Here is a 24,406-nt window from a genome sequence, read left to right as displayed (position 1 = left end):
ATGTATCGAGCACTGCTGTGCAACTCTCAGCAAATGGTATGCCAATACACCCCGATCTGCCGTGTTTACTTGCATTCATGACTTCACGGGCGGCCTGGCACAGGGCTTGCAGAACGTGCTGCACAAAAGCTGCAACCCGAACCTAACCAAGGAGACAATGTGAAACATTCCGCCCGCCACCTCGCCGCGCTTGCCGCCGCGCTCATTCTCGGTACTGCCGCAGCCCAGGTCTTCGCCCACGGCGACGTCGTGCCGCAGGCGGTCGACACCACCGGCCTGAAGAATCTCGGCGCCGATTTCCTGCCGGCCAACCCGTACCGCAAGGATAAGACCGCAACGCGCATCGGAGATTCCGCCTTCAACCAGAATTGTGCCCGCTGCCACGGCCTTGGCGCCGTCTCCGGCGGCATCGCGCCCGACCTGCGCTACCTGCCGCAGGGCGATGAAGGCGACGAAATCTTCCTGCAGCGCATCCGCAAGGGCTCGGTGCGCGATGGCCGGGTTTACATGCCGCCGTTCGAAGGCACGCTGAGCCAGGAAGCGATGTGGGCGATCCGCACCTGGCTGGAATCCGTCCATGAAGAATAATCGCCGCCGCCTGCTGCAGGGCCTTGCCCTGCTGCCCTTCGCCGCCGTCCTGCCGGCGGTTGCCGGTGACGGCCTGGCCGCGATCCGCCAGCGCGGCCGCCTGCGTGTTGCCGTCTATAACGATTTCCCGCCTTACGCCATGGCCGGCGGCAAGGGCATCGATGCCGATCTGGCGCGCGCCATTGCCGGCAAGCTCGGCCTGAGCGCCGAAGTGGTCGGCTACAACGCCGACGAAGACATGAACGACGACCTGCGCAACATGGTCTGGAAGGGGCATTACCTTGGTACCCAGCCGGCCGACGTGATGATGCATGTGCCGGTGGACGAATACCTCGCCCGCGCCAACGACAAGGTACGCATCTTCGGCGCCTATCACCGCGAAAGCCTGGCCCTGGCGCGCAACCCGCAGCGTGTCCCGGCCCTGGCCGGCTCGGCGGCGGTGGCGCTGGAAATCTTCACGCGCGAGAAGATCGCCGTCGAAACGGCATCGCTCGCCGACTCCTTCCTGTTGAGCGCGCTGAACGGTCGCCTGCGCGAGAACGTCGTGCATTTCCGCACCGTTGGCGAAGCCGCCGCGGCCTTGCGCAGCGGTCAGGTGTCGGCGGTGCTCGCAACGCGTGCCGAGCTGGAAGCGGCCTTGCGTCCGGAGGATCGCGTCGCGGTCGACCTGCCGAAATTCGCCGAATTGAAGGTTGATGGCTGGCCGCTCGGCATGGCCGTCAAGGCGGAAGAGCGCGAACTGGCCGAGGCCATCGCGCAGGCGCTCGGCGAGTTGAAGGCGGACGGCACGGTCGCCGCCATCTTCCGCCGCCACGGCATTTCCTACCAGCCGGTCTGAGAATGAACATGCGCCTTTCTGCCCTCTTGTTGCTCGCCTGTTCCAGTCTCGCCCTGGCCGGACCGCTTGCCTATGTGCCGAACGAGAAGTCGGCCAGCGTCAGCGTCATCGATACGACGACTGATGCCCGCCTCGCCGACATCGTCGTCGGCCAGCGGCCGCGCGGCATTGCGGCCGGCAAGGAGCATCTTTACCTGACCGACGCGACAACGGCCAGTTTGCTGATTGTCGATCTGGCCAGCGGCAAGCTGCTCAAGAGCGTGCCGGTCGGTGCCTCGCCGGAAGGCGTCAGCCTGTCGGCGGATGGCCGGCGGCTGGCGGTCGCGGTCGAGGACGACAACGCCGTCGTGCTGCTTTCGGCACCGCAGGGCAAGGAACTGGCGCGCATCAAGGTGGCCGGCAAAAACCCCGAGCACACGGTGTTCAGCCCGGACGGGCGCTGGCTTTACGTCAGTGCCGAAGAGGCCGAGCAGGTCGATGTGATCGACGTTGCCAAGCAGAAGCAGGTGGGCAGCATTCCGGTCGGTAAACGGCCGCGCGGCATCGGTTTCCTGCCCGATGGCAGCCGCGCCTACGTGGCCAGCGAACTGGCCGGCAAGGTCTATGTGATCGATGTCGCCCGGCGTAGCGTGCTGGCTGAAATCACGGCCGGCCAGTTTCCCAACGGGATTGCGGTCGACCCGTTGGGCAAGCGCGTTTTCGTCTCGAACGGACGCGACCCGAGCGTGATGGCGATCGACGTTGCCAGCCATGCCGTGCTGGCCACGATCGAGGTCGGCAAACGCCCCTGGAACATGGCGATCACGCCGGATGGCAGCAAGCTCTACGTCGCCAACGGGCGTTCCGGCAGCGTCACCGTAATCGATGCGGTCAACCTGAAAAAACTGGCCGATATTGAAGTCGGCGAACTGCCCTGGGGAGTGGCCATTCAATGAATACCAAGCGTTATACCTGGCCGGCGATGCTGCTCCACTGGCTGATGGCCGGGCTCATCGTCTGGCTGCTCTGGCTCGGTCTGAGCATGACCGAACTGCCCAAGGGGGCGGAGCGCAGCGCGGCCTACAGCCTGCACAAGTCGCTCGGCCTGCTCGCCTGGCTGCTGGTCGTCGTGCGCCTTGCCTGGCGGCGTACGCACCGGCCGCCGGCCGCGCTCGGCAATGGCTGGGAGGAGCAGCTGGCGACGGCGGTACACCACGGGCTCTACCTGTTCATGTTCGTCGCGCCGCTGGCCGGTTACCTGGCCTCGTCATTCACGCCTTACGCCATCAAGTTCTTCGGCATCGAGCTGGCCAAAGCCGGCTGGCCGGACGAGGGCCTGAACGGCGCCTTCAAGCTGCTGCATTTTGCCGTTGTCTGGGGCGGCGGCGGGCTGATCGCGCTGCATGTCGCCGGTGCACTCAAGCATGCCTGGTTGCGTGACGGCACGCTGCAACGCATGTTGCCCGGTCGACTGTTCAAAAACTGAACAATTGCTCCGCTTTGGAGCAGTGGGTTCAGGGCGCCCAGGGGGCGCTTTTGCCCTTGGTTTCCAGGGCGCAGGTCTGCGGATTGGCGGCGAGCGGGACGAAACGGCGGCTGTTGCCGTCGAGGGCGTCGATCGAGCCGCTGGCGATGTCGTACACCCAGCCGTGCAGGTTGAGCCGGCCTTGCTCGAGCGCCAGCGCGACGGCCGGGTGGGTGCGGATGTTGGCGAGCTGGGCGATGACGTTTTCGCGCACCAGTGCATCCATGCGCGCCTGCGGCGTCGCGTGCTGGCGGGCGTTGATCACGACCCTGGCCGAATCGGCGTAGCGCAGCCAGTGCGCCACGGCCGGCAGGTGAGTCAGGCACTGGCCAGTGGCGATGGCGCCCATCGCGCCGCAATCGGAGTGGCCGCAGATGACGATGTCGCTGACCTTGAGCACGGCCACCGCGTATTCGACCGAGGCGGAGACGCCGCCCGGTTCCGGCCCGTAGCTGGGCACGATGTTGCCGGCGTTGCGGATCACGAAAAGATCGCCCGGGTCCTGCTGGGTGAGCAGTTCGGGCACGACCCGGCTGTCCGAGCAGGTGACGAACAGGGCACTTGGACTCTGCGCTGTGGCCAGGCGCTGGAAGAGTTCGCTGTGTTCGGGAAAGACGTTCTGCTGGAAGTTCAGAAAGCCGTCGATGATTTTTTGCATGTGCCAAGTTCCTGTGATGGTTGCGGTAGAAATGGACTGTTTCTGCCAGGCGGCCGGGTGGAAAGCTCGGCCAGGACTGCCGGCGGCACGGCCAGACCTTGCGCCTGCGCCGACTTGATGGCGCTGTGGTGCGCCGCACGGTGGGCAGCCAGACCGGCCCGGCTGTAACCCTGCTGCACGACGCCGGGCGGCAGGCAGCCACCGCCGCGTTGTTGCGCCGCCGCCAGGATCAGCGGAATCGACAAGCCGGCGCCGCGCTGCCGGGCGGCGATCCACAAATACGAGCCGTGATAGAAACCGACGATGCGCTCGTCCCGGAACAGCGCGCTGCTGTAGCCGGTCGTTGCCTGGCAGATCGTATAGCGACCCAGATCGGTCAACGGCGCTTGCCAGGCCAGCCCGGCCAGGCGCGCAAGCAGGCTGGCGGCCTCGTCATCGCTGACACGCATCAGCTCGGAGGGATGCCGGATGCCGGCGCCGGCGAAAGCGATGAAACTGCGCTGCCATGCCGCTCCTTGTGGCGCGGCCAAATCGTTCAAATGCAATGTTGTGCAACCATGAAGCAAAAAGAAGCCCGCACGCGGCGGGCTAAACTCACTCCGAAGGAGAGGAGGAGGAGACAAGGCCAGTCTACCCAGGCAGCAAGGGGCGTGGGGCAATGCTTTTTGATGTGATGCTTAAGTCTGGCTAATGCATGGCAAGTTGCCGGACGGCAGCCTGGCGGTCCTTGCCCCGGCGTGGCGGCGTATCACTCCCGGAAAAGAAGGCACAAAAAAAGCGGCCGTAGCCGCTTTTTGCCGATCTGTTGAGGGTCAGATCAGAATTCGTCCTTGACGATGGGGAAACCGAGCGCATCCCAGTCCAGCATGCCGCCGCGGTAGTAGTAAATCTTGTCGACCGGGAAGCCGTCACGCACCATGGCGTTGATTGCGGTCGGGCTTTGCGGGCAGACCGGGCCGTTGCAGAAGGCGTAGACCTTCTTGGCCTTGCTGCAGTCCCACTTGCCGCCGGCCTTGCTGCAGCCGAGTTCGTCCATGCGGCCGGAAACCAGGGTGTAGGGAATGTGGTAGGAGTTGGGGATGGTGCCCTTGATGCGGTCGTCCGGCTCGCGCATGTCGACGATCAGTGCATCCTTGTCGTTCATGGCATGCAACATTTCGATTTCGGTGACCGGATGCACGCCGGGCACCGGAATCAGCGGCTGCAGCCAGCCCTTGTTCTTGGCGCAGGGCGTCATCGTGCGGGTGATGACGAAGGGGCCGTTCCTGGTTTGCACGACGAACTGCTTGTCTTCGCCGATGATGCGCAGCAGCTCCTTTTCCTGTGCCATGACGCCGGTCGAGACGGCGAGAATCGCCGCGGCGGCGAGTAGTTTCTTGATCATTGGTTGCTCCTCCAGTTATAGGTATAAGTGCCGCCACATAAGCGGTCGTGAATATTCTAAATTGGCAATACTGGTGGCAGCAAACCGGCGCGTGCCCGGGAGGGCTTTCCCTCGCGCCGGGCCTGACGGTATGCTGAGACTTTGCATCTCAGCGTCTATCGGTCGACCATGAAATTTTCCCGGATTTTCCTGAACCGCTTGCAAAACCAGGCTGACGTCGCTGACACGGTGGTCGTCATCGACGTGCTGCGCTCGTTCACGACGGCGGCGGTGGCGCTGGCCAACGGGGCGGCGGCGATCTATCCGGTCGAGGGCGTTGCTGCGGCACAGGTGCTGGCCGGACGCATCGCCGGGGCGCGCTCGGTGGGTGCGGTTGGCGGCGGCGACCCGGTGCCCGGTTTCGATTTCGGCAATTCGCCAGCGGCCCTGTTGCCGGTCGATCTGCGCGGCCAGCCGGTGGTGATGAGTACGGCGGCTGGCGTGCGCGGCCTGCAGCGTTACCGCCAGGCACGCCGGCTCTACGCGGCGAGCCTGGTTTGTGCGCGGGCGACGGCGGAGGCGATCCGCGCCGCCGGGGCGGAGGAGGTCTGTTTCGTGATCACCGGCGAATGGGTGGATCGCGATGGTGACGAGGACATCGCCTGCGCTGACTACATCGAGGCCTTGTTGTGCGGTCAACCGGTGGAAACTGACGTTTTTGCCGAGCGGGTGCGCAACTCTGATTTCGGCCGTCGCTTCACGGCCGGTACCTGGCCCAACCTGCCGCTGGCCGATCTCGATCTCTGCGCCGAGGTCGATCGTTTCGACTTTGCCATGCCGGTGCTGCACGACGGCGAGCATCTGGTCATTCGCTGATGTTTCTGGCGCCCGGCAGTGGCTCGGGCAGCACGATTTTCCCGGTGTCGCGCTCTTCCAGCCGACTTTCGATTTTGCGGACCGCTGCGGTCAGCGGTTCGAGATAGCGCGCGGCGGCTTCGGTCACCGGCATCGCCTTTTTCAGAAAGACCACGTTGATGCTGGCCAGCACTTGCCCCTTGTGGCGGACCGGCATGGCGATCGCCGCGATCTTGCTCTGCTGCCCCCATTCGCCTTCGTTGGCGGCGTAGCCCTGGCGGCGGACTTTTTCCAGCAATTGTTCGACGAGCACGCGGTTGCGCGCGAAATTGGCCTGTTCGTCATTGCCGGCGACCAGCAGATGCAGCACTTCGCGCCTTTCCTCTTCGCCGCAGAAGGCGAGGTAGGCGCGCCCGGCCGAGGTGAATAGAACGGGCATGCGCTGGCGGATCATCGCGCGGTGGAAGGAGAGCGGGCTGAAGCGGTGCGTTGTTTCACGGACCAGCATGTTGTCGCCGTCGAGGGTGCACAGGTCGGAAGGCCAGACCACTTTTTGCAGCAATTCGCCGAGCACCGGGTTGGCGATTTCGGAAATCCATTCGTCGTCGGTAAAGCCGTCGCTGAGCTGGCGGATCTTCTGGTTCAGGCGGTAGCTGTCGTCGGAGGCGCTGCGCCGGACATAGCCTTCGGCCTGCAGGGTTTCGAGCAGACGGCGCACGGTGGTGCGGTGCAGGCCGGTCTTGGCGCTCAGCTCGGCGATGCTGGCCCAGCCGTCGGCCGACAGGTTGATCGCATGCAGAATGGCCAGGCCGCGGCTCAAACCCTGGACATGGCGATAGCTTGCACCGCTTGATGGTCGCATTTTTGTTCCATTTTCAAATAAAAGTCATTGTAAAAACAATGTTGTGCATATTGTGCACAATCCGGAGATAAATTTTCTTCGGCGCTTGCGTCTCCCTAGAATGGCCTCACCAAATAAAACAAGCTGGAGACAAGAATGATCAATCGCGACATGGATACCGGCCAGGCGCCGGCGCAAGACCGCTAGTTCTGCCGGTCGAGCTTATTTCCCTACCCACAATCTGGCCGTAACACGCGGGAAGGCAAGCCCTCCCGACGGGAGCGGCTTGCCTGAAGTCAGCAAGGAGCATGCATGAGCATCAAGTTGAAATGCCTGTCGCACACGCCGTTACGCGGCCTCAACGACCCCGGCGCCGATGTCGTCCGCGAGGTTGATGAGATTCTCGCCAAGGCGCGCGCCGAAGTCGAAGCCTTCGACCCGGAGCTGATTGTCGTCTTCGCGCCGGATCACTACAACGGCCTGTTCTACGATCTGATGCCGCCGTTCGTGATCGCCACGGCGGCCGACTCGGTCGGCGATTACCAGACCCAGCTCGGACCGCTGTCGGTCGACAAGGATCTGGCCCTGGAAATGGCCAAGTTCATTCTCGACAGCGATGTCGATATCGCCATCTCGCACCGCCTGCAGGTCGACCACGGCTGTACGCAGACGCTGGAAGAAATGACCGGCAGCCTGACGCGCTACCCGGTGATTCCCATCATCATCAATTCGGTGGCGCCGCCGTTCGGTCCTTACCGCCGGGTGCGCAAGCTCGGCGAAGCGGTCGGCAAGTTCATTGCCAAACTCGACAAGCGCGTGCTGATCCTCGGCACCGGCGGCCTATCGCACGAACCGCCGGTGCCGCTGCTCGCCGGTGCACCGGAGGAAATTGCCAATTTCCTGATCGCCGGGCGCAACCCGACGCCGGAATTCCGCGCCGCCCGCCAGGCCCGCACCATCGCCACCGGCAAGATCTTCGGCACGCCGGACTGCGAGCTGACGCCGCTCAACGCCGACTGGGACCTGGCCTTCATGCAGCTGCTCCAGGACGGTCGACTGGCCGAAATCGACGATTTCTCCATTGAGGAGATTTCCCGCGCCGCCGGTCGTTCGACCCACGAAATCCGCACCTGGGTCGCCGCCTTCGCCGCGCTCGCCGCCGCCGGCAGCTACACCGCCCGCCAGGACTACTACCGCCCGATCAACGAATGGATTGCCGGCTACGGCGTGCTCAGCGCCGAGCAGGCCTGATCCGTCGCTCGCCACCACACCGATGCATCACACCTTTGGAGATGTAAACACATGAACATGACCGAAACCCTGATCCCGAGCGAAGCTGAAATCGTCCAGCGCGCCCACGACATGATTCCCATGCTGCGCGCCCAGGCCGCCGATTGCGAAAAGAACCGCATGGTTTCCAAGGAAGTCATCCAGGCCTTCAAGGACGCCGGCTTCTTCAAGATCCTCCAGCCCAAGCGCTGGGGCGGTTACGAAATGAACCCCAACGTGCTCAACAAGGTGCTCATGGAACTGGCGCGCGGTTGCCCGTCCAGCGCCTGGAACGTCATGGTGCTCGGCGTGCATCCGTTTGAAGTGGGCCTGCTGCCGGCCAGCGTCGGTGACGAACTGTGGGGCGAAGACAACAGCAAGCTCGTTTCTTCTTCCTACGCGCCCTTCGGTACGGTTTCCAAGATCGAGGGCGGCTACAAGCTGAACGGCGAATGGCTGACTTCCAGCGGCTGCGACCACGCTGCCGGCGGCGCCTTTGTCGGTGGCCGCGTCGAGGAAAACGGTGAACTGGTCTTCCGTTCCTTCTGGGTGCAGCGCAGCGATTTCGCGATCGTCGATGACTGGTTCGTCGTTGGCCTGGCCGGCACCGGTTCCAAGAAGCTGATCATCAAGGACGTCTTCGTTCCTGACTACCGCAGTCACGCGATCGGCGCCTACGACGAGCATTCGCACGGCGGCGTCGAGAATCTCTACAAGATGCCCTTCTTCTACGTCTTCTACGCCGCGGTGTCGTCGGTCATCATCGGCATGGCGCGCGGCATGGTCGATCTCTACGTCGAGCACATGGTGCCGCGTCAGAACCTCAACCAGGCGGTCGGTGCCGCGGTGAACGACCCCTTCATCAAGGGCAAGCTGGGCGAGGCCTACGCCAAGATCATCGGTGCCGCATCGCGCGTCATCCAGAACACCGAGGAAGCCTGGACTTTCGCTTCGAAGGGCCAGATGGTGCCGCTCGACATCCGGGTCCGCCATTTTGCGACCAACCAGTTCACCGGCGGCGAGTGTTTCGAGGCGGCACACATGATTTTCAAGAAGACCTCGACCCGCGGTGTCTGGATGAACTGCCCGATGCAGCGCCAGATGCGCGACATCCTGGTCGGTGCCAATCACATCACGCAGAACCAGGACAACATCGGCGACCTGCTCGGCGGCCACCTGCTCGGCAATCCGCTGCCGCAACCCAATCCGTTCGGCGCCAAGCCGGCCGCGACCACCCAGTACCAGTGAGGCGGGCATGAGCCAGGACATCAACCAACTGCTCGACTGGACGCCGAACGCCCGGCTGGCTGCCTTGCCGCCGGTCACGTCGGAAGAGCACCGCTACGGCATGCGCCACTTTGCCGTCGGCGTCACCATCATCACCGCCCGTGACGGCGAGACGCGCGCCGGCCTGACTGCCACCGCGGTCTGCTCGGTGACCGCCGATCCTCCCCGGCTGGTCGTCTTCGTCAACAAGAACGTCGCTGCCAGCGACGTCATCCTGAACAGCGGCGCGCTCTGCGTCAATGTGCTGGCCGGCGATCAGGAAGAGATCGCCAAGGTTTTCGCCGGCATGCTCAAGGAAGTCCATGGCGAGGCCCGCTTCGAGCACGGCCGCTGGCGCGAGCTGGCAACCGGCGCGCCGACGCTGGACGGCAGCCTGGCCAATTTCGACTGCCGCGTCATCAAGGTGTTCGACGAAAGCACCCACCACGCCTTTCTCTGCGAAGTGCTCGCCACCTGCGAGCGCAACGACGGCGAAGCGCTGATCTACCTGAACGGCGCCTTCCGCCGCATTCCGCAATAACGATTTTGCTACCCCATCGAGGAGACATAACAATGAAACCGAACAAGATCCTGAGCCTGTGCATTGCCGCCCTGGCCGCCACCCCGGCGTTTGCCGACATCAATATCGGCGTCATCGCCTCGTTGACCGGTCCGGCCGCTGCCCTCGGCGCCGAAACGCGCAAGGCGGTCGCGATGTTTCCGGCCAGCGTCGGCGGCGAGAAGGTCAATTACATCCTGCTCGACGACGGCACCGACCCGACCAATGCCGTCAAGAATGCGCGCAAGCTGATTTCCGAAGACAAGGTCGACGCCATTCTCGGCCCCAACCTGATCAGCACCGCCGTCGCTATCGCCGATGTCGCCAACGGCGAAAAAACGCCGATGGTTTCGGTGGCGCCGCTCGACGTGTCCGGCGACAAGCGCGGCTACATCTTCCGCAGCGAGCCGTCGGCCGACCTGATGGTCAATCGTATCGTCGCCGACATGCTGGAAAATGGCGCCAAGACGGTCGGCTTCATCGGCTTCTCCGATTCCTGGGGCGAACTGCTTTTGAAGGCGCTGACCAAGGCCAGCGAAGGCAAGCTGCAGATCGTCGCCAGCGAGCGCTACGGTCGCGCCGATCCGAGCGTCCAGGCGCAGGTGCTGAAAGTCCTCGCTGCCAAGCCCGATGTCGTCTTCGTCGGCGCTTCCGGCACGCCGGCCGCGATGCCGCAGATCACGCTGCGCGAGCGCGGCTTCAAGGGCCGCATTTATCAGTCGCACGGCGTGACGAGCAAGGAATTCCTGCGCGTCGGCGGCAAGAATGTCGAAGGCGCGCTGATCCCGGTCGGCCCGGTGCTGGTTGCCGAACAACTGCCGGACAGCCATCCGGCCAAGAAGAACGCCGTCGCCTTCGTCAAGGAGCTGGAAGCCAAGAACGGCCCGGATTCGCGCTCGACCTTCGCCGGCGCCTCGTGGGATGCCTGGCTGCTCGCCCAGAACGGCATCAACGCCGCGCTCAAGGCCAAGACCAAGCCGGGTACGCCGGAATTCCGCGCCGCGCTGCGTGACGGTATCGAAAAGAGCAGCAAGCTGGTCGGTACCAATGGCGTGTACAGCATGTCGGCGACCGATCACGCCGGTTATGACGCCGCTGCCATCGTCCTGATCAAGGTCGAGAACAATCACTGGAAACTGGTCAAGTAATGGGCGCCGATCAAATGCTCAGTACGGAAGCCGCTGCCGCCCTGCTGAAAGGGGCGGCGGTCAGCGGCCGGCCGATTGCGCCCTTGCGCGAGCGCCTGCAGTTGTCCGATGCAAACGCCGCCTACGCCGTCCAGGAGGTCAATACCAAAGCCTGGCTGGCGGAAGGCCGCCGTCTGGTCGGCCGCAAGATCGGCCTGACCTCGCTCGCCGTGCAGGCGCAGCTCGGCGTCGATCAACCGGATTTCGGCATGCTGTTTGCCGACATGGCGGTGGGTGATGGCGAGCCGGTGGCGCTTTCGCGCCTGATCCAGCCCAAGGTCGAAGCCGAAATTGCGCTGGTGATCGGCCGTGACCTGACGCACGAACGCCATACCTACGCCGATCTGATCGGCGCTACCGAATACGCCGTGCCGGCGATCGAGATCGTCGATAGCCGCATCGAGAAGTGGAACATCCGCTTCGTCGATACGGTGGCCGACAACGCCTCGAGCGGCCTGTTCGTGCTGGGCGGTCAACCGCGCAAATTGAGCGATTTCGACATCACCGACTGCGCCATGGAAATGCGCCGCGGCGACGAGATCGTCTCGCGCGGCAACGGTCGCGCCTGCCTGGGCAGCCCGCTCAATGCAGCGATCTGGCTGGCCGACGTGATGGTGCGTTGCGGTCGCCCGTTGCTTGCCGGCGACATCATCCTGACCGGCGCCCTCGGGCCGATGGTCGCCGTCAGCGAGCCCAGCCGCTACGACGTGCGCATCGCCGGCCTCGGCACGGTCAGCGCGCTGTTCGCCTGAACCTTCATTCCCCACGGAGAAACCCCATGAAAAAAATCAAATGCGCGCTGATCGGGCCCGGCAACATCGGCACCGATCTGCTCTACAAGCTGCAACGCAGCCCGGTGCTCGAGCCGGTCTGGATGGTCGGCATCGACCCGGAATCGGAAGGCCTCAAGCGTGCTGCCGAGATGGGACTGAAAGTCACCGCCGACGGTGTCGACGGCCTGCTGCCGCATGTGCTGGCCGATGAAGTGCAGATCGCCTTCGACGCCACCTCGGCCTACGTGCATGCCGAAAACACGCGCAAGCTGAACGCCCTCGGCGTGCTGATGATCGACCTGACGCCGGCCGCGATCGGCCCGTTCTGCGTGCCGCCGGTCAATCTCAAGGAACTGGTCGGGCAGGGCGCGATGAACGTGAACATGGTGACTTGCGGCGGGCAGGCGACCATTCCGATGGTCGCCGCGATTTCCCGCGTGCAGAAGGTCGGCTACGGCGAAATCGTCGCCACGATCAGCTCGAAGAGCGCCGGGCCGGGCACGCGCAAGAACATCGACGAATTCACCCGCACCACCTCGGGTGCCATCGAGAAGGTCGGCGGCGCCGAGCAGGGCAAGGCGATCATCATCATCAACCCGGCCGAGCCGCCGCTCATCATGCGCGACACCGTGCATTGCCTGACGGTCGACACCCCGGATCAGGCCAAAATCACCGAATCCATCCACGCCATGATCAAGGAAGTCCAGAAGTACGTGCCCGGCTATCGCCTGGTCAATGGCCCGGTCTTCGACGGCAAGCGCGTCTCGGTCTTTCTCGAGGTGCAGGGCCTGGGCGACTTCCTGCCGACCTATGCCGGCAATCTCGACATCATGACCGCCGCCGGTGCGCGCACCGCCGAAATGTTCGCCGAGGAAATCCTCGCCGGGCGCCTGGTTCTCGCGCCGACCGCGACGGCCGGCGTCGCCAAGACTGCCGGTTGCGGCGCGCACTGAGCGCTGCACGAACCCCAGGAGAAAAAGATGAATCTCAAAGGCAAGAAAGTAACCGTCCACGACATGACCCTGCGTGACGGCATGCACCCGAAGCGCCACCTGATGTCGCTGGCCCAGATGATCGACATCGCCACCGGCCTCGACGAAGCCGGCGTGCCGCTGATCGAGGTGACCCATGGCGACGGCTTGGGCGGCTCGTCGGTCAACTACGGTTTTCCGGCGCATACCGACGCAGAATATCTCGGTGCGGTGATCCCGAAAATGAAGAATGCCAAGATCTCGGCGCTGCTGCTGCCCGGCATCGGTACCGTCGATCACCTGAAAATGGCGCACGATCTCGGCGTCCATACCATCCGCGTCGCGACGCACTGCACCGAGGCCGACGTCTCCGAGCAGCACATCAAGATGGCGCGCAAGCTGGACATGGATACCGTCGGCTTCCTGATGATGGCGCACATGGCCAGCCCGGAAAAGCTGGTGGAACAGGCCCGCCTGATGGAAGGCTACGGCGCCAACTGCATCTACGTTACCGATTCGGCCGGCTACATGCTGCCGGATGACGTCAAGGTGCGTCTGAGTGCGGTGCGTGCCGCGCTCAAGCCGGAAACCGAGCTCGGCTTCCACGGCCACCACAACATGGCGATGGGCGTCGCCAACTCGATCGCCGCGGTCGAAGCCGGTGCCAACCGCATCGATGCGGCCGCCGCCGGCCTCGGCGCCGGCGCGGGCAATACGCCGATGGAAGTGTTCATCGCCGTGTGCGACCGCATGGGCATCGACACCGGTGTCGACACCTTCAAGATCAGCGATGTCGCCGAAGACCGCGTCGTGCCGATCATGGATCACGTCATCCGCATCGACCGCGATTCGCTGACCCTGGGCTATGCCGGCGTCTATTCCTCCTTCCTGCTGTTTGCCAAGCGGGCCGAGCAGAAATACGGCATTTCGGCGCGCGAGATTCTCGTCGAACTGGGCCGGCGCGGCATGGTCGGCGGCCAGGAAGACATGATCGAGGACACCGCGATCACCCTGGCGCGCGAGCGCGGACTGACCGTTTGACCGGGCCGGGGCGGGCGCTTTGCGGCCCGTCCCGGTTTTTGCCCTGTCCTGATCGTCGACCGCTGCGCTTTGTCATCGCACAAGCGCAGCGTTTGCACTGGAGTTCTTCCGCATGGATGTTCAAATCTTCGCATTGCTGGCGCAGGACGGTATCACCAACGGTGCCGTCTATGCCTTGCTGGCCCTGGCGCTGGTCCTGGTGTTTGCCGTCACCCGGATCATCTTCATTCCCCAGGGCGAATTCCTCGCCTGGGGCGCCCTGACCATGGCGCTGCTCGAAAGCGGCCGTTATCCGGGCACTGTCTGGCTGCTGCTCGGGGCCGGTGTGCTGACCCTGGGTGCCGATATCCTGGCCAGTCGGCCCGGACGCCGCCAGCTCGGCGGCTCGCTGCTGTGGAATCTCGCCTATCCGCTCGCCCTGGCGGCGCTGCTCTGGGTGCTGCCGCTCGCCGAGCTGCCGCAACTGCTCAAGGTGGTACTCACCCTGGCCATCGTCGTGCCGCTCGGGCCGATGCTTTATCGCGTCGCCTTCCAGCCGGTCGCCGAGGCGCCGGTGCTGGTGCTGCTGATCATCTCGGTCGCCCTGCATCTGCTGATGGTCGGGCTCGGGCTGCTCGTCTTCGGGCCGGAAGGCTCGCGCACGCTGCCCTTCAGCGAGGCGCAGGTCGAGCTCGGTTCCTTGCTGGTCGGCGGCCATACCCTGGTCGTGCTGGCGGTTTCCTTGCTGCTGATCGTCGGTCTCTACCTGTATTTCGACCGCACGCTGGCCGGCAAGGCCCTGCGCGCCACCGCCATCAACCGCAACGGCGCCCGTCTGATGGGCATCTCGCCAGCCCTGGCCGGTCGCCGCACCTTCTTTTTCGCGGCCCTGATCGGCACGCTGTCCGGCCTGCTGGTGGCGCCGCTGACCACGATCTATTACGACAGCGGCTTCCTGATCGGCCTCAAGGGCTTCGTCGCGGCGATCATCGGCGGCCTGGCCAGTTATCCGCTCGCCGCCGCCGGCGCCATCGTGGTCGGCCTGCTCGAATCCTTCTCCTCGTTCTGGGCCAGTGCCTTCAAGGATGTGCTGGTATTCACGCTGATCATTCCGGTGCTGGTCTGGCTGTCCTGGAAGACCCACCATGTCGAGGAAGAGGAAACGGCGCAGGTCGTGACGACGGCGCGGCGCGACGGCTGGATCAGCCCGCGTTTCGTGCTGACGGCATTTCTGCTCATTCTGGCCGGTGCACCGCTGGTCCTGCCCGAGTTCTACGTCACGCTGCTCAACTATGTCGGCCTTTCGGCCCTGGTCGCGCTCGGCCTGGTGCTGCTGACCGGCGTCGGCGGCCTGACCTCCTTCGGGCAGGCGGCCTTCGTCGGGCTCGGTGCGTACACCACGGCCTGGCTCAGCACCTCGGCGGAGTTGCCGGCGTGGCTCGGCTTCGCCGGCGGTTCGCCCTGGGCGGCACTGCTCATCGGTCTGCTGCTGACGGCGACGGTGGCGGTGATCATCGGTTCGGTGACGCTCAAGCTGTCCGGGCATTACCTGCCGCTCGGCACCATGGCCTGGGGCATCAGCCTGTTCTTCCTGTTCGGCAACATGGAATTCCTCGGCGGCCACGCCGGCCTTTCCAATCTGCCGGCGATCAATGTCTTCGGCTTCGAACTGCTCGACAACCGCGCTTACTACTATCTGGTCTGGGCTTTCGTGCTGGCGGCGCTGTTCACCACCAAGAACCTGCTCGATTCGCGCGAAGGCCGCGCCATCCGCGCCCTCAAGGGCGGCGTGGTGATGGCCGAGGCGATGGGCGTCGATACCTCGCGGGCGCGCATGGTGATCTTCGTCATCGCTGCCCTGCACGCCTGCGCCGCCGGCTGGCTCTATGCCCACCTGCAGCGCTTCGTGAACCCGACGCCGTTCGGCCTGCACATCGGCATCGAATACCTGTTCATGGCCGTCGTCGGTGGCGCCGGGCAGGTCTGGGGCGCGCTGGTCGGGGCCGGGGTGATCACTGTGCTCAAGCAGTGGTTGGGCGACATCCTGCCCAAGCTGTTCGGTTCGGCCGGCAATTACGAAACCATCGTCTTCGGCCTGTTCATGATCGTCCTGCTGCATCGGGCACGCGACGGCCTGTGGCCGCTGCTCGCCCGCCTGTTGCCGGTGCGCATCGACGCCAAGGTGATTGACGAGAATGCCGAGGCCTTGCCGAAAAAGGTGCAGCCGCCGTACGGCGAAGTGATTCTCGAAGCCAAGGCGGTGACGCGCAAGTTCGGCGGTCTGGTGGCCAACAACAACATGAGCCTGCACGTCGAAGCCGGCGAGATCCTGGCGCTGATCGGCCCGAATGGCGCCGGCAAGAGCACGATGTTCAACCAGCTCTCCGGCGTCGATACGCCGACTTCCGGCGAAGTGCTGTTCCGCGGCCAGCCGGTGGCCGGCCACAGCTCGCGCGAAATCGCCGCGCTCGGCATGAGCCGGACCTTCCAGCATGTCCGCCTGCTGCCCAACATGAGCGTTCTCGAAAACGTCGCGATCGGGGCGCATCGGCGCGGCAGCAAGGGTGTCTTGCCGGCAGCCTGGCGTCTGGATCGCGTTGAAGAGGCGCGCCTCCTGCGCGAAGCGGCGATCCAGGTCGAAAGGGTTGGGCTCGGCGAGTTCATGCATGTCGAAGCCGGCAGCCTGGCACTCGGCCAGCAGCGCATTCTCGAAATCGCGCGGGCTTTGGCTTCCGACCCCTGCCTGCTGCTTCTCGACGAGCCGGCCGCCGGCCTGCGCTTCAAGGAAAAGCAGGCGCTCGCCGAACTGCTCAAGCGCCTCAAGTCGGAAGGCATGGCGGTGCTCATCGTCGAGCACGACATGGATTTCGTCATGAGCCTGGTCGACCGCGTCGTGGTCATGGAATTCGGCGAAAAGATCGCCGAAGGCCTGCCGGAAGAAATCCAGAAGGATCCGGCGGTGCTTGAAGCTTATCTGGGAGGGGTGGCGGCATGAGCAGGAAGCAGGGGCCCCGCAGCGCGGGGATGCGCCCGGCCGCGAATGTCGCCAGTCGCCGACCGGATGGCGTTGGAAATCAGGCAGCGGACAAGGAGGCGACGGCATGAGCAGGAAGCAGGGGCCCCGCAGCGTGGGGATGCGCCCGGCCGCGAATGCTGTCGGCCGCCGACCGGATGGCGGTCAAAACATGATTGTGCTCAAGGAGGCGGCGAAATGGCCAACGTACTCGAAGTGAAAGACCTCTCGGTCGCCTACGGCAAGGTCGAGGCGGTCAGCAAGATCAGCCTGGAAGTGGGCGAGGGCAAGATCGTCACCGTGATCGGCCCGAACGGCGCCGGCAAGACGACGACCCTGTCGGCGATCATGGGCCTGCTGCCGTCTTCCGGGCAGGTGGCGTTCGACGGCAGCATCGAACAGGTGCCGGAAGTCGAGCGCATGGTCGTGCGCGGCATGAATCTGGTGCCGGAAAAGCGCGAGCTGTTCGGCACGATGAGCATCGAGGACAACCTGCTGCTCGGTGCCTTTCAGCGCGACCGGCACGGCCATCGCGATCACCGGCAGACGATGGAGGAGGTCTATGCGCTCTTCCCGCGCCTGAAGGAGCGCCGGCTGCAGCAGGCCGGCACGATGTCGGGCGGCGAGCGCCAGATGCTGGCGGTCGGCCGCGCGCTGATGGCCAAGCCCAAGCTGTTGATGCTCGACGAACCCAGCCTTGGCCTCGCACCGCTGATCGTGCGCGAGATCTTCCGCATCATCTCGGAACTGCGCCGGCGCGGCGTCTCCATCCTGCTCGTCGAGCAGAATGCGCGCGCCGCGCTGCAGGTGGCCGACTACGCCTACGTGCTGGAAAACGGCGCGGTCAAGATGCTGGGCGAGGCCGAAATGCTGCGCAACGACCCGCGCGTCATCGAGAGCTATCTCGGCCTGGCGAGCAAGCACCAGGAACTGCTGTCGACCTGACGGCGATTGGAGAATAGACATGGAAGCACTACACATCATCGGCGAGGAACATCAGTCGCTGGCCGCCATCCTGCATGCCGTCCGTTTCATGCTCAAGGAGGTCGCCGCCGGCAAGCTGGCGCCCGACCTGGCGCTCTTCCAGGCCATGGTGCATTACCTCGATGCCTATGCCGAGAAGCGCCATCACCCGAAGGAAGACCTGCTTTTTCGCCGCTTGCCGCAGCGCACCGCCGAAGGTGCCGAGGCGCTGGTCAAGCTCGGCCAGCAGCACGCCGCCGCGCCGCAGCGCATGGCGGCGCTGGAACAGGCGCTCGCTGCTTACGTTGCCGATGCCGGCCGTTTCAACGAGTTTGCCGCTGCCTTCGAAACCTATGCCGAGTTCTACCGCGAGCACATGCTGCTCGAGGAAGAAGTCGTCCTGCCCCTGCTGCGCAGCCACCTGACGCCCGCCGACTGGACTGAGCTGGATCAGGCCTTCCGCGCCGAGATGGCCGCCAAGTCGGGCAAGGACGGCAACGAAGAGAATTTTTCCACGCTTTTCTCGCGCCTGGTCGATTGCGCCCCGGCGCCGATCGGCTTCGGCCCGCGCCCGTTCGGCAACTGACCCCACCCCATATCAAGAAAGGAACACCCATGAGCACAGCACCCCTGAGCGAAGCCGCCAGCAGCCGTTTCGCCCGCATCAAGGAAGGCGATCTCGACCTGCAACTGCACTACAACGACTGCGGCAGCGGCGCCGAGACGGTGGTCATGTTGCACGGCTCTGGCCCCGGCGCCAGCGGCTGGGCCAATTTCAACCGCAACCTCGAGCCGCTCGTCGCCGCCGGCTACCGCGTCATCCTGATGGACTGCCCGGGCTGGAGCAAGAGCGATCCCATCGTGTGCACCGGCTCGCGCTCCGACCTCAATGCCCGGGCGCTGAAGGGCCTGCTCGATGAATTGAAGCTCGACCGTGTGCACGTCATCGGCAACTCGATGGGCGGCCACTCCGCCGTCGCCTTCGCGCTCGCCAACCCCAGCCGCGTCGGCAAGCTCGTCCTGATGGGCGGCGGCACCGGCGGTCCCAGCCAGTTCGTGCCGATGCCGACCGAAGGCATCAAGCTGATCCAGGCCCTCTACCGCGAGCCGAGCATCGAGAACCTCAAGAAGATGATGGCCGTCTTCGTCTTCGACAGCAGCAGCCTGACCGAAGAGCTCTACCAGGCCCGCCTCGACAACATGCTGGCGCGGCGCGACCACCTGGAAAACTTCGTCAAGAGCTTCGCCGCCAACCCGAAACAATTCACCGACTACGGCCCGCGCCTCGGCGAAGTCACCGCCCCGACCCTGATCATCTGGGGGCGCGACGACCGCTTCGTCCCCATGGACATCGGCCTGCGCCTGCTCTGGGGCATGCCCAACGCCGAACTGCACATCTTCAACCGTTGCGGCCACTGGGCCCAGTGGGAACACGCCGCCAAGTTCAACCGCATGGTGCGCGACTTCCTGCAGGATTGAGCGGCGCTTTCGTCTCTGCGATACCTTTCGCCGCCCTTGGGCGGCGTCAGACTGCTGACGAACCCCCGATTTTTCGGGGGTTTTGTTTTTCTGTTTTGGAATTCGGGCGTTTTTCGGATTCAGGCCGAAACAAGGCGGATTCTGGAATTCTCGTGGTGGAGCGCCATCGGCAGGTAATTGCGGGCGAAGTCGGCCGCAAACAGGGCCTGCCCGAGGATTTTGGCCAATAAGGCTGCCGCCTTGCGGGCCAGCAACAGGGCCATCTTCTTCATGTTCTGACAGGCCGCCGAGAGCAGGCACTGCGCTTGCACCTTGGCCAAGCCGCGGAAGCGGGCGTAACGGTGGCCGTGCAACTCCTTGGCATCGGCAAAGCTGCGCTCCACTGTTTCCTTGCGCCGGGCGTACAGCCGTTTGCCCAGGTCGCTCAGGCGATTGGCGTTGATCGCTTCCTTGAAACCTTCCCAGAGATGCCGGGTCACGAGCTTCTGATGATTCCGGCTCTGCGTGCACTGCCCGCGCACGCCACAATCAGCGCAACGGGCGGGATTCGAGGCATATTCCCGATAGCCCAGCCGGTTGGTCGTCCGGTACGGCAGAACCTCCCCGGCCGGGCAGCGGTAGCAGTCCTGGACCGCATCGTAGAGATAGTCCCGCTTGTAGAAATAGCCATCGCGGTGTGTGGGTCGCTTGTAGCCCATCACCCCGAACAGTGCCCGCTCGAGAATGCCCTTGCAGACTTGCGGGGTGAAATACCCGGCATCGAGCCCGACGGCGCCCACGGCCAGATCAAAGCGCTCCATGACCCGGTCCAGGCGGGCCAGATAGGGCTGGCTGTCATGGACATTGCCCGGCGTGACATGGGTATCGACGATCAGGGCATGCACGCCATCGACAGTCCGGTGATCCAGATAGAAGAAGCCGGTCGGCTTGTTGTCGCGGGCCATGAAACCTGCGTCGGGATCGACCGTGCTGACCTTGACCTCCTTCAGTGGCGGTGTCGAATCATCGTCATCACGCTTGAGCGGCTTCTTGCCCGCGGCGGCACGATCCGCTTCGATGGCTGCATCCAGCTCGGCCAAATAGGCCGCCGGCGTTTGCTCGACCTGATGCACCTCGAAGTGCCGTTTGTTGGCATTCGCCTTCAGATGCGTGCTGTCCGTGTAAAGCACCCGCCCGCCAATCAGCTTGTGCTCAATGGCTTGCTCGACAATCCCGTCAAAGATGCGTTGCTCAATGTCCGTCCCGACAAAGCGGCGACGCCGATTCTGCGACAGCGTCGAGGCATCCGGCACTTTGTCCGTCAGCCGAAAGCCGAGAAACCAGCGGTAAGCCACATTGACCTCGATTTCCTTCACCAGCCGTCGCTCGGAGCGAATCCCGAACAGGTAGCCAATGAACAGCATCTTGAACAACACCACCGGATCAATCGCCGGTCGGCCATTGTTCTCGCAATACAGGTGCTGGGTCGCTTCACGAATGAAATCAAACCGGATGTGCTGGTCGAGCAGCCGGAGCAAGTGGTCTTTCGGGACCAATTGCTCCAACGTCACCATCTCCAGTTCCGTTTGGGCAGGGTAGGCAGGCTTGAGCATGCCTGCATTATAAAAAAATAAAGCCCCCAATCGCTTGGAGGCTTTGTCAGCGGTCTGTCGCCGCCCTTGGGCGGCGTATTTTTTGGTTTTGTGTTGTTCTGGACGGTCGACCGGTCAGAAAGGCCGGTTTTGGGAAATTGGCCAGGAGGGTTTGGCTGGCTAGCTAGTGGCTATTTTTATCGGATTCGGTTGGGATGGGGGGATGTCTGGTGTGTGCCCATTGCTGCCGTTGCAGAGTTTTCAAAGCGGACGCTCATGAACGTTCGACGTAACCGGCCGGCGGAGGCCGAAGGCCGGAGCGAACGGAAGGGTTGGGCGTCATTCGATTATCCTCAGCTTGATTTGCGCGCCATCGGGCAACTCCTCGATCTGGCGAGCCACGTCACCGGAAAAGCGCACGAGTTCAACCTGAGGAGCAGTAGCGAGATTGTCCCCGCCGTACGCGCCACCCAAGATCCCAGGAGTCTTGAGGCAATACTTCCTTCCATCCACCAATGGACCGCACTGATCAATTGCGAGGGAAACGAGCGCACTCATATACCAGTCGTGAAGGAATTCTTGGTCGGTCGAAAGCGCGTCGAGCTCAGCGCGATTGGTGGCAATGACTTTGCAGTAGCAGTCTTCTGGGCACAGGCGCCAGTACTTTCCGTCTTCGTCTTTGATAATGAGATTGCCGAAGTCGTTTTCACCGACGACATCCAGGGGCTCGATGCCGACCCAGCCCCAATACTGGCGAATGTCTTCAACGAGGCTCATGTGATGACGCCCAACGTGCAGCCAAGGGGCGCGCCGCAGGCGCGTCCCAGCGACCGGAGGGAGCGAATTTGAGCCTAGGGTTATGCGCTTTACGCACCTTGCGTTCCGAAATAGCTCATGATTTCTTTATCATCAGTAACCATGTGGTCGGTTATGTGAAACACCTCATTGATCCACTCATGCTCTAGCGCTTCCTCTCGATCAAGAATTCGCCCAAGAAACCTAAGGTGAGACCACGGAGAAGCCTCCGCATCAACAAGGCCGACCTTGAAGCTGTCTTCGTCAATCCATATCTGAAAAGGAAACGCGAGCCTGCCGTCTGGTGTGCCATCCTCTCCCCATTCGCCTAAGCCAATAATGCCACTTAGCCGTTTTTCTTCGTGCTGCGGTGTGTACTGGGCATAGTAGACAGCATGAGCGTCGCCATCACGATAGACGAAGCGCGTCAGCCGCACCGTAGTATTTCCGCAGCACTTGCAAAGCGATTCCGTCGGGCTTTCAAACTCGATTTCGATCATGTGGCTCTTAGTGCATAACGAATGAAAGGGACTTCCCCGTCCCGAACTAGCGGCGGAAGCCGCCGGCAGCAGTTGCTGCCATGATTAAGTTTCCACACCAAATCATTCGTTCGAAAGGGGAAGTCCATGAATATTGTCACCGTAGGCATCGATCTCGCCAAGAATGTATTCGCTTTGCATGGCGTTGACCAGAGCGGCAAGGCGGTTTTCATCAAGCCCAAGGTCGCGCGCGGTCAATTGCTGGAGACGGTCGCCAATCTGCCACCCTGCCTGATCGGCATGGAAGCCTGCTCTGGTGCCCACTACTGGGCAAGAGAATTCAGCCGCTTCGGCCACACCGTCAAACTGATGGCACCGAAGTTCGTGGCGCCGTACCGGATGAGCGGCAAGCGCGGCAAGAACGACGCCGCCGATGCCGCTGCCATCTGCGAAGCCGTCACCCGGCCCAACATGCGTTTCGTGCCGGTCAAGGACGTCGACCAGCAAGCCATCCTCTGCCTGCACCGCACCCGGCAAGGCTTCATCGAAGAACGCACGGCGCTCTACAACCGCTTGCGCGGCCTGATCAGCGAGTTCGGCATTGTGCTGCCGCAGAAAGTTGAACGCCTGCGCCGGGAAATCGGTGCCCACCTTGAAGAACTTCCCGGCTGGGCCAACCGCTGTGTCGGGGACCTGCTCGTACATGCTGATCGGCTCAACGAACGCATCGACGAGTACGACAAAGCCATTGCCCAAGCCGCCAAACAAGACCAACGCAGCCGGCAACTCATGCAACTCCCCGGCATCGGCCCGACCACGGCCAGCGCCCTGGTTGCCAGCCTGGGCGGCGGCCACGACTTCAAGAACGGTCGGCAACTCGCTGCCTGGGCCGGACTCGTTCCCGGCCAATACAGCAGTGGTGGCAAAGCGCGGCTGGGCCGAATCACCAAGGCGGGCGACGCCTACCTGCGCAGCCTGCTCGTCATGGGTGCCCGATCCGTCCTCGCCGGACTGGGCGAGAAGCAGGACCGGTTCAGTCGCTGGGCGAGAGCGCTGGTCGAACGACGGGGTTACTGGAAAGCGGCGGTCGCCATTGCCGCCAAGAACCTGCGCCTGGCCTGGGCGGCATTGCACTACGGCGAGGATTTCCGACTCATCGAAGAGACCGCCTGAACAGCAAAAGCGTCTATAGGGAAAAACAGAAAGGAATCATCGGCCGTTCGCTGGCGGCCCAAGCCCAGCGAAGCACTGCAGCGTTGATGTGAAGCGGGTTGGACCCGCGCGGGGAGAGCCTGATTAACTCCAGGGGAGGCCAGTGACTCCCGGCTAACGAATGAGGCCCCCGCGCGCGTCTTTCATCAGGGTCCGGGCAAAAGTCCAACATGACCGGTTGTAGTACCGCAGTCCTTCACCTTCTCGCACCGACACGACAGTGACTCGATGAACAGCAGGAAAACGGGATCAGGAATGAAACGATAAAACTTCAGAACGCTTGCGGAGAATGGGGAAGCCCTTGTAGTAAAGTTGAGGCGCCTGCGCGGTTTTTCGCGCAGGTCGCCTCGAACGCAAGGTTAGGGATTGCCGTTACTTGCACTTCGCAAACGACGAATCAAAGTTCGAAAATCCCCAATGAGATTCGGAGTCAGTATTCTGTAGACCATGCCACACAGTATGTTTGTCGCACCTGTTGCACTTCATGTCTAGTCGGATAGACCAGAGGACATACTGCTCTTCAAGCACTTCCGTAGAAAAGAACCCTTCCTTTGGGTTGGCTGGGTCGGCACTTTCTTTGAGTATCTTTATTCTGGCAATTTCAGCAGTAATGTTTCCCGAAATGTGCCCCTTAGAGCAATTGCGACACGAAACGTAGTACGTTTTTCCGAAGAAGCCAGAATCGTACGTGTGGTAACCAATATCATTGAAATTCCATTTGCAATCTTTGTCGTGAATTTCTGCATACCGTCTCAATTCGGTACGAAGATCAGACTCTTGTTTGTAGTAAAAGTAGTAAGGGCACGGCCTCCGCTGGAATAATGAATTCCAGTCAGACTGCCTAATCCCAAACACATCGGCTACCATCTTTATTGTCAGATCAATGCTCACACAACGCTCCCTATATTCGTTAGGCACCGAGGGCAGACGGGTGAGTCATCCACCCCAGTGCGCGGAAATATTCTAGCGAATAGGCTTTTCGCGGTCGCAGTACATGCAGAAGTTTTTATCGTCCGGCCACTCTGCACCACACTTGCACTTCCACATCTCCAGCACCTTCCGAATTAAGTTACGCATGGCATTCTCCTTGTGATTTTGTGCCGACATACGAAATAGTGCCCCGTCGGCGGAAGGGCAATCTCTAACGAAGCTGTAGAAAAATAGTATCCATACCCGCATCGTGCCGTGAACCATATGGAATA

At 63.0% G+C, this 24,406-nt stretch carries 24 protein-coding genes and 1 pseudogene; 18 read left to right on the top strand and 7 right to left on the bottom strand.

Annotated features, from left to right (window positions below):
• Window positions 1-159 precede the first annotated feature (159 nt).
• The 4 genes from pedF to KI612_RS15155 are packed head-to-tail and all read left to right on the top strand — an operon-like array spanning window position 160 to window position 2,891.
• The gene (gene pedF / locus KI612_RS15170; protein ID WP_226440905.1) at window positions 160-588 is read left to right on the top strand and encodes a cytochrome c-550 PedF; all 429 of its coding nucleotides are present in this window, start codon (window positions 160-162) and stop codon (window positions 586-588) included.
• On the top strand, window positions 578-1,426 hold the full coding sequence (locus tag KI612_RS15165) for a substrate-binding periplasmic protein (protein WP_226440904.1): 849 nt from the start codon (window positions 578-580) through the stop codon (window positions 1,424-1,426). The genes pedF and KI612_RS15165 overlap by 11 nt, the downstream gene beginning before the upstream one ends.
• 8 nt (window positions 1,427-1,434) lie before the next feature.
• On the top strand, window positions 1,435-2,361 hold the full coding sequence (locus tag KI612_RS15160) for a beta-propeller fold lactonase family protein (RefSeq protein WP_226440903.1): 927 nt from the start codon (window positions 1,435-1,437) through the stop codon (window positions 2,359-2,361).
• On the top strand, window positions 2,358-2,891 hold the full coding sequence (locus KI612_RS15155; protein ID WP_226440902.1) for a cytochrome b: 534 nt from the start codon (window positions 2,358-2,360) through the stop codon (window positions 2,889-2,891). The genes KI612_RS15160 and KI612_RS15155 overlap by 4 nt, the downstream gene beginning before the upstream one ends.
• Before the next feature lie 28 nt (window positions 2,892-2,919).
• Here KI612_RS15155 and KI612_RS15150 read toward each other — a convergent pair whose 3' ends face one another.
• From KI612_RS15150 to KI612_RS15140, 3 genes are all read right to left on the bottom strand, one after another.
• Window positions 2,920-3,588 (bottom strand): carbonic anhydrase, encoded by a 669-nt coding sequence (locus KI612_RS15150; RefSeq protein ID WP_226440901.1) that lies wholly within the window; start codon window positions 3,586-3,588, stop codon window positions 2,920-2,922.
• Window positions 3,561-4,127 carry a hypothetical protein gene (locus KI612_RS15145; RefSeq protein WP_226440900.1) on the bottom strand — a complete coding sequence of 189 codons (567 nt, stop codon included), beginning with the start codon at window positions 4,125-4,127 and terminating at the stop codon, window positions 3,561-3,563. Before KI612_RS15145 ends, KI612_RS15150 begins: the two co-directional genes overlap by 28 nt.
• A 278-nt stretch (window positions 4,128-4,405) precedes the next feature.
• Window positions 4,406-4,972 carry a rhodanese-like domain-containing protein gene (locus tag KI612_RS15140; RefSeq protein WP_226440899.1) on the bottom strand — a complete coding sequence of 189 codons (567 nt, stop codon included), beginning with the start codon at window positions 4,970-4,972 and terminating at the stop codon, window positions 4,406-4,408.
• Between the two features lie 168 nt (window positions 4,973-5,140).
• On the opposite strand from KI612_RS15140, the gene KI612_RS15135 reads away from it, so the two are divergent.
• Window positions 5,141-5,827, top strand: coding sequence for a 2-phosphosulfolactate phosphatase (locus KI612_RS15135; protein WP_226440898.1), 687 nt, complete (start codon window positions 5,141-5,143; stop codon window positions 5,825-5,827).
• On the opposite strand, the gene KI612_RS15130 is transcribed toward KI612_RS15135, so the two are convergent.
• The gene (locus KI612_RS15130) at window positions 5,817-6,668 is read right to left on the bottom strand and encodes a DNA-binding transcriptional regulator (protein WP_226440897.1); all 852 of its coding nucleotides are present in this window, start codon (window positions 6,666-6,668) and stop codon (window positions 5,817-5,819) included. The genes KI612_RS15135 and KI612_RS15130 overlap by 11 nt on opposite strands.
• 291 nt (window positions 6,669-6,959) lie before the next feature.
• Here KI612_RS15130 and KI612_RS15125 point away from each other — a divergent pair, with 291 nt between their 5' ends.
• The 12 genes and pseudogenes from KI612_RS15125 to KI612_RS15070 all read left to right on the top strand — a co-directional run bounded on the left by KI612_RS15125 (window position 6,960) and on the right by KI612_RS15070 (window position 19,147).
• Window positions 6,960-7,898 carry a 3-carboxyethylcatechol 2,3-dioxygenase gene (locus KI612_RS15125; RefSeq protein ID WP_226440896.1) on the top strand — a complete coding sequence of 313 codons (939 nt, stop codon included), beginning with the start codon at window positions 6,960-6,962 and terminating at the stop codon, window positions 7,896-7,898.
• 51 nt (window positions 7,899-7,949) lie between these two features.
• Entirely contained in the window at window positions 7,950-9,164 is a 1,215-nt protein-coding gene (locus KI612_RS15120; RefSeq protein WP_226440895.1) for an acyl-CoA dehydrogenase family protein, read from the top strand.
• A 7-nt stretch (window positions 9,165-9,171) separates the two neighbouring features.
• The gene (locus KI612_RS15115; protein ID WP_226440894.1) at window positions 9,172-9,723 is read left to right on the top strand and encodes a flavin reductase family protein; all 552 of its coding nucleotides are present in this window, start codon (window positions 9,172-9,174) and stop codon (window positions 9,721-9,723) included.
• Window positions 9,724-9,755: 32 nt separating this feature from the next.
• Window positions 9,756-10,889 carry an ABC transporter substrate-binding protein gene (locus KI612_RS15110; RefSeq protein ID WP_226440893.1) on the top strand — a complete coding sequence of 378 codons (1,134 nt, stop codon included), beginning with the start codon at window positions 9,756-9,758 and terminating at the stop codon, window positions 10,887-10,889.
• Complete coding sequence (gene mhpD, locus KI612_RS15105) at window positions 10,889-11,680, top strand: 2-keto-4-pentenoate hydratase (RefSeq protein WP_226440892.1); 792 nt, start codon at window positions 10,889-10,891, stop codon at window positions 11,678-11,680. Before KI612_RS15110 ends, mhpD begins: the two co-directional genes overlap by 1 nt.
• A gap of 26 nt (window positions 11,681-11,706) precedes the next feature.
• Entirely contained in the window at window positions 11,707-12,654 is a 948-nt protein-coding gene (locus KI612_RS15100) for an acetaldehyde dehydrogenase (acetylating) (RefSeq protein ID WP_226440891.1), read from the top strand.
• Between the two features lie 27 nt (window positions 12,655-12,681).
• Window positions 12,682-13,713 carry a 4-hydroxy-2-oxovalerate aldolase gene (gene dmpG / locus KI612_RS15095; RefSeq protein ID WP_226440890.1) on the top strand — a complete coding sequence of 344 codons (1,032 nt, stop codon included), beginning with the start codon at window positions 12,682-12,684 and terminating at the stop codon, window positions 13,711-13,713.
• 112 nt (window positions 13,714-13,825) lie between these two features.
• Window positions 13,826-14,854 (top strand): annotated as a pseudogene (locus tag KI612_RS15090) (branched-chain amino acid ABC transporter permease); the annotation flags it as partial.
• 39 nt (window positions 14,855-14,893) lie between these two features.
• On the top strand, window positions 14,894-16,687 hold the full coding sequence (locus KI612_RS15085; protein ID WP_226444265.1) for a branched-chain amino acid ABC transporter ATP-binding protein/permease: 1,794 nt from the start codon (window positions 14,894-14,896) through the stop codon (window positions 16,685-16,687).
• Window positions 16,688-16,903: 216 nt separating this feature from the next.
• Window positions 16,904-17,650, top strand: a complete 747-nt coding sequence (locus KI612_RS15080; RefSeq protein WP_226440889.1) for an ABC transporter ATP-binding protein — start codon at window positions 16,904-16,906, stop codon at window positions 17,648-17,650.
• Between the two features lie 19 nt (window positions 17,651-17,669).
• A complete protein-coding gene (locus KI612_RS15075) occupies window positions 17,670-18,254 on the top strand; it encodes a hemerythrin domain-containing protein (RefSeq protein WP_226440888.1) in 585 nt (194 codons plus the stop codon).
• 29 nt (window positions 18,255-18,283) lie between these two features.
• Window positions 18,284-19,147 (top strand): alpha/beta fold hydrolase, encoded by an 864-nt coding sequence (locus tag KI612_RS15070; RefSeq protein ID WP_226440887.1) that lies wholly within the window; start codon window positions 18,284-18,286, stop codon window positions 19,145-19,147.
• A 119-nt stretch (window positions 19,148-19,266) separates the two neighbouring features.
• On the opposite strand, the gene KI612_RS15065 is transcribed toward KI612_RS15070, so the two are convergent.
• From KI612_RS15065 to KI612_RS15055, 3 genes are all read right to left on the bottom strand, one after another.
• Window positions 19,267-20,739, bottom strand: a complete 1,473-nt coding sequence (locus KI612_RS15065) for an IS1182 family transposase (RefSeq protein ID WP_226440886.1) — start codon at window positions 20,737-20,739, stop codon at window positions 19,267-19,269.
• A 318-nt stretch (window positions 20,740-21,057) separates the two neighbouring features.
• A complete protein-coding gene (locus tag KI612_RS15060) occupies window positions 21,058-21,495 on the bottom strand; it encodes a T6SS immunity protein Tdi1 domain-containing protein (protein WP_226440885.1) in 438 nt (145 codons plus the stop codon).
• A gap of 89 nt (window positions 21,496-21,584) precedes the next feature.
• On the bottom strand, window positions 21,585-22,013 hold the full coding sequence (locus KI612_RS15055; protein WP_226440884.1) for a hypothetical protein: 429 nt from the start codon (window positions 22,011-22,013) through the stop codon (window positions 21,585-21,587).
• Window positions 22,014-22,139: 126 nt separating this feature from the next.
• Here KI612_RS15055 and KI612_RS15050 point away from each other — a divergent pair, with 126 nt between their 5' ends.
• Window positions 22,140-23,165 (top strand): IS110 family RNA-guided transposase, encoded by a 1,026-nt coding sequence (locus KI612_RS15050; RefSeq protein ID WP_226440883.1) that lies wholly within the window; start codon window positions 22,140-22,142, stop codon window positions 23,163-23,165.
• The last annotated feature ends 1,241 nt before the right edge of the window (window positions 23,166-24,406 follow it).

This window comes from Quatrionicoccus australiensis, from assembly GCF_020510525.1.
Classification (GTDB): Bacteria; Pseudomonadota; Gammaproteobacteria; order Burkholderiales; family Rhodocyclaceae; genus Azonexus; species Azonexus australiensis_B.
The sequence above is the reverse complement of the archived record's forward strand: the minus strand, read 5'-3'. Positions and strand labels throughout refer to the sequence as shown.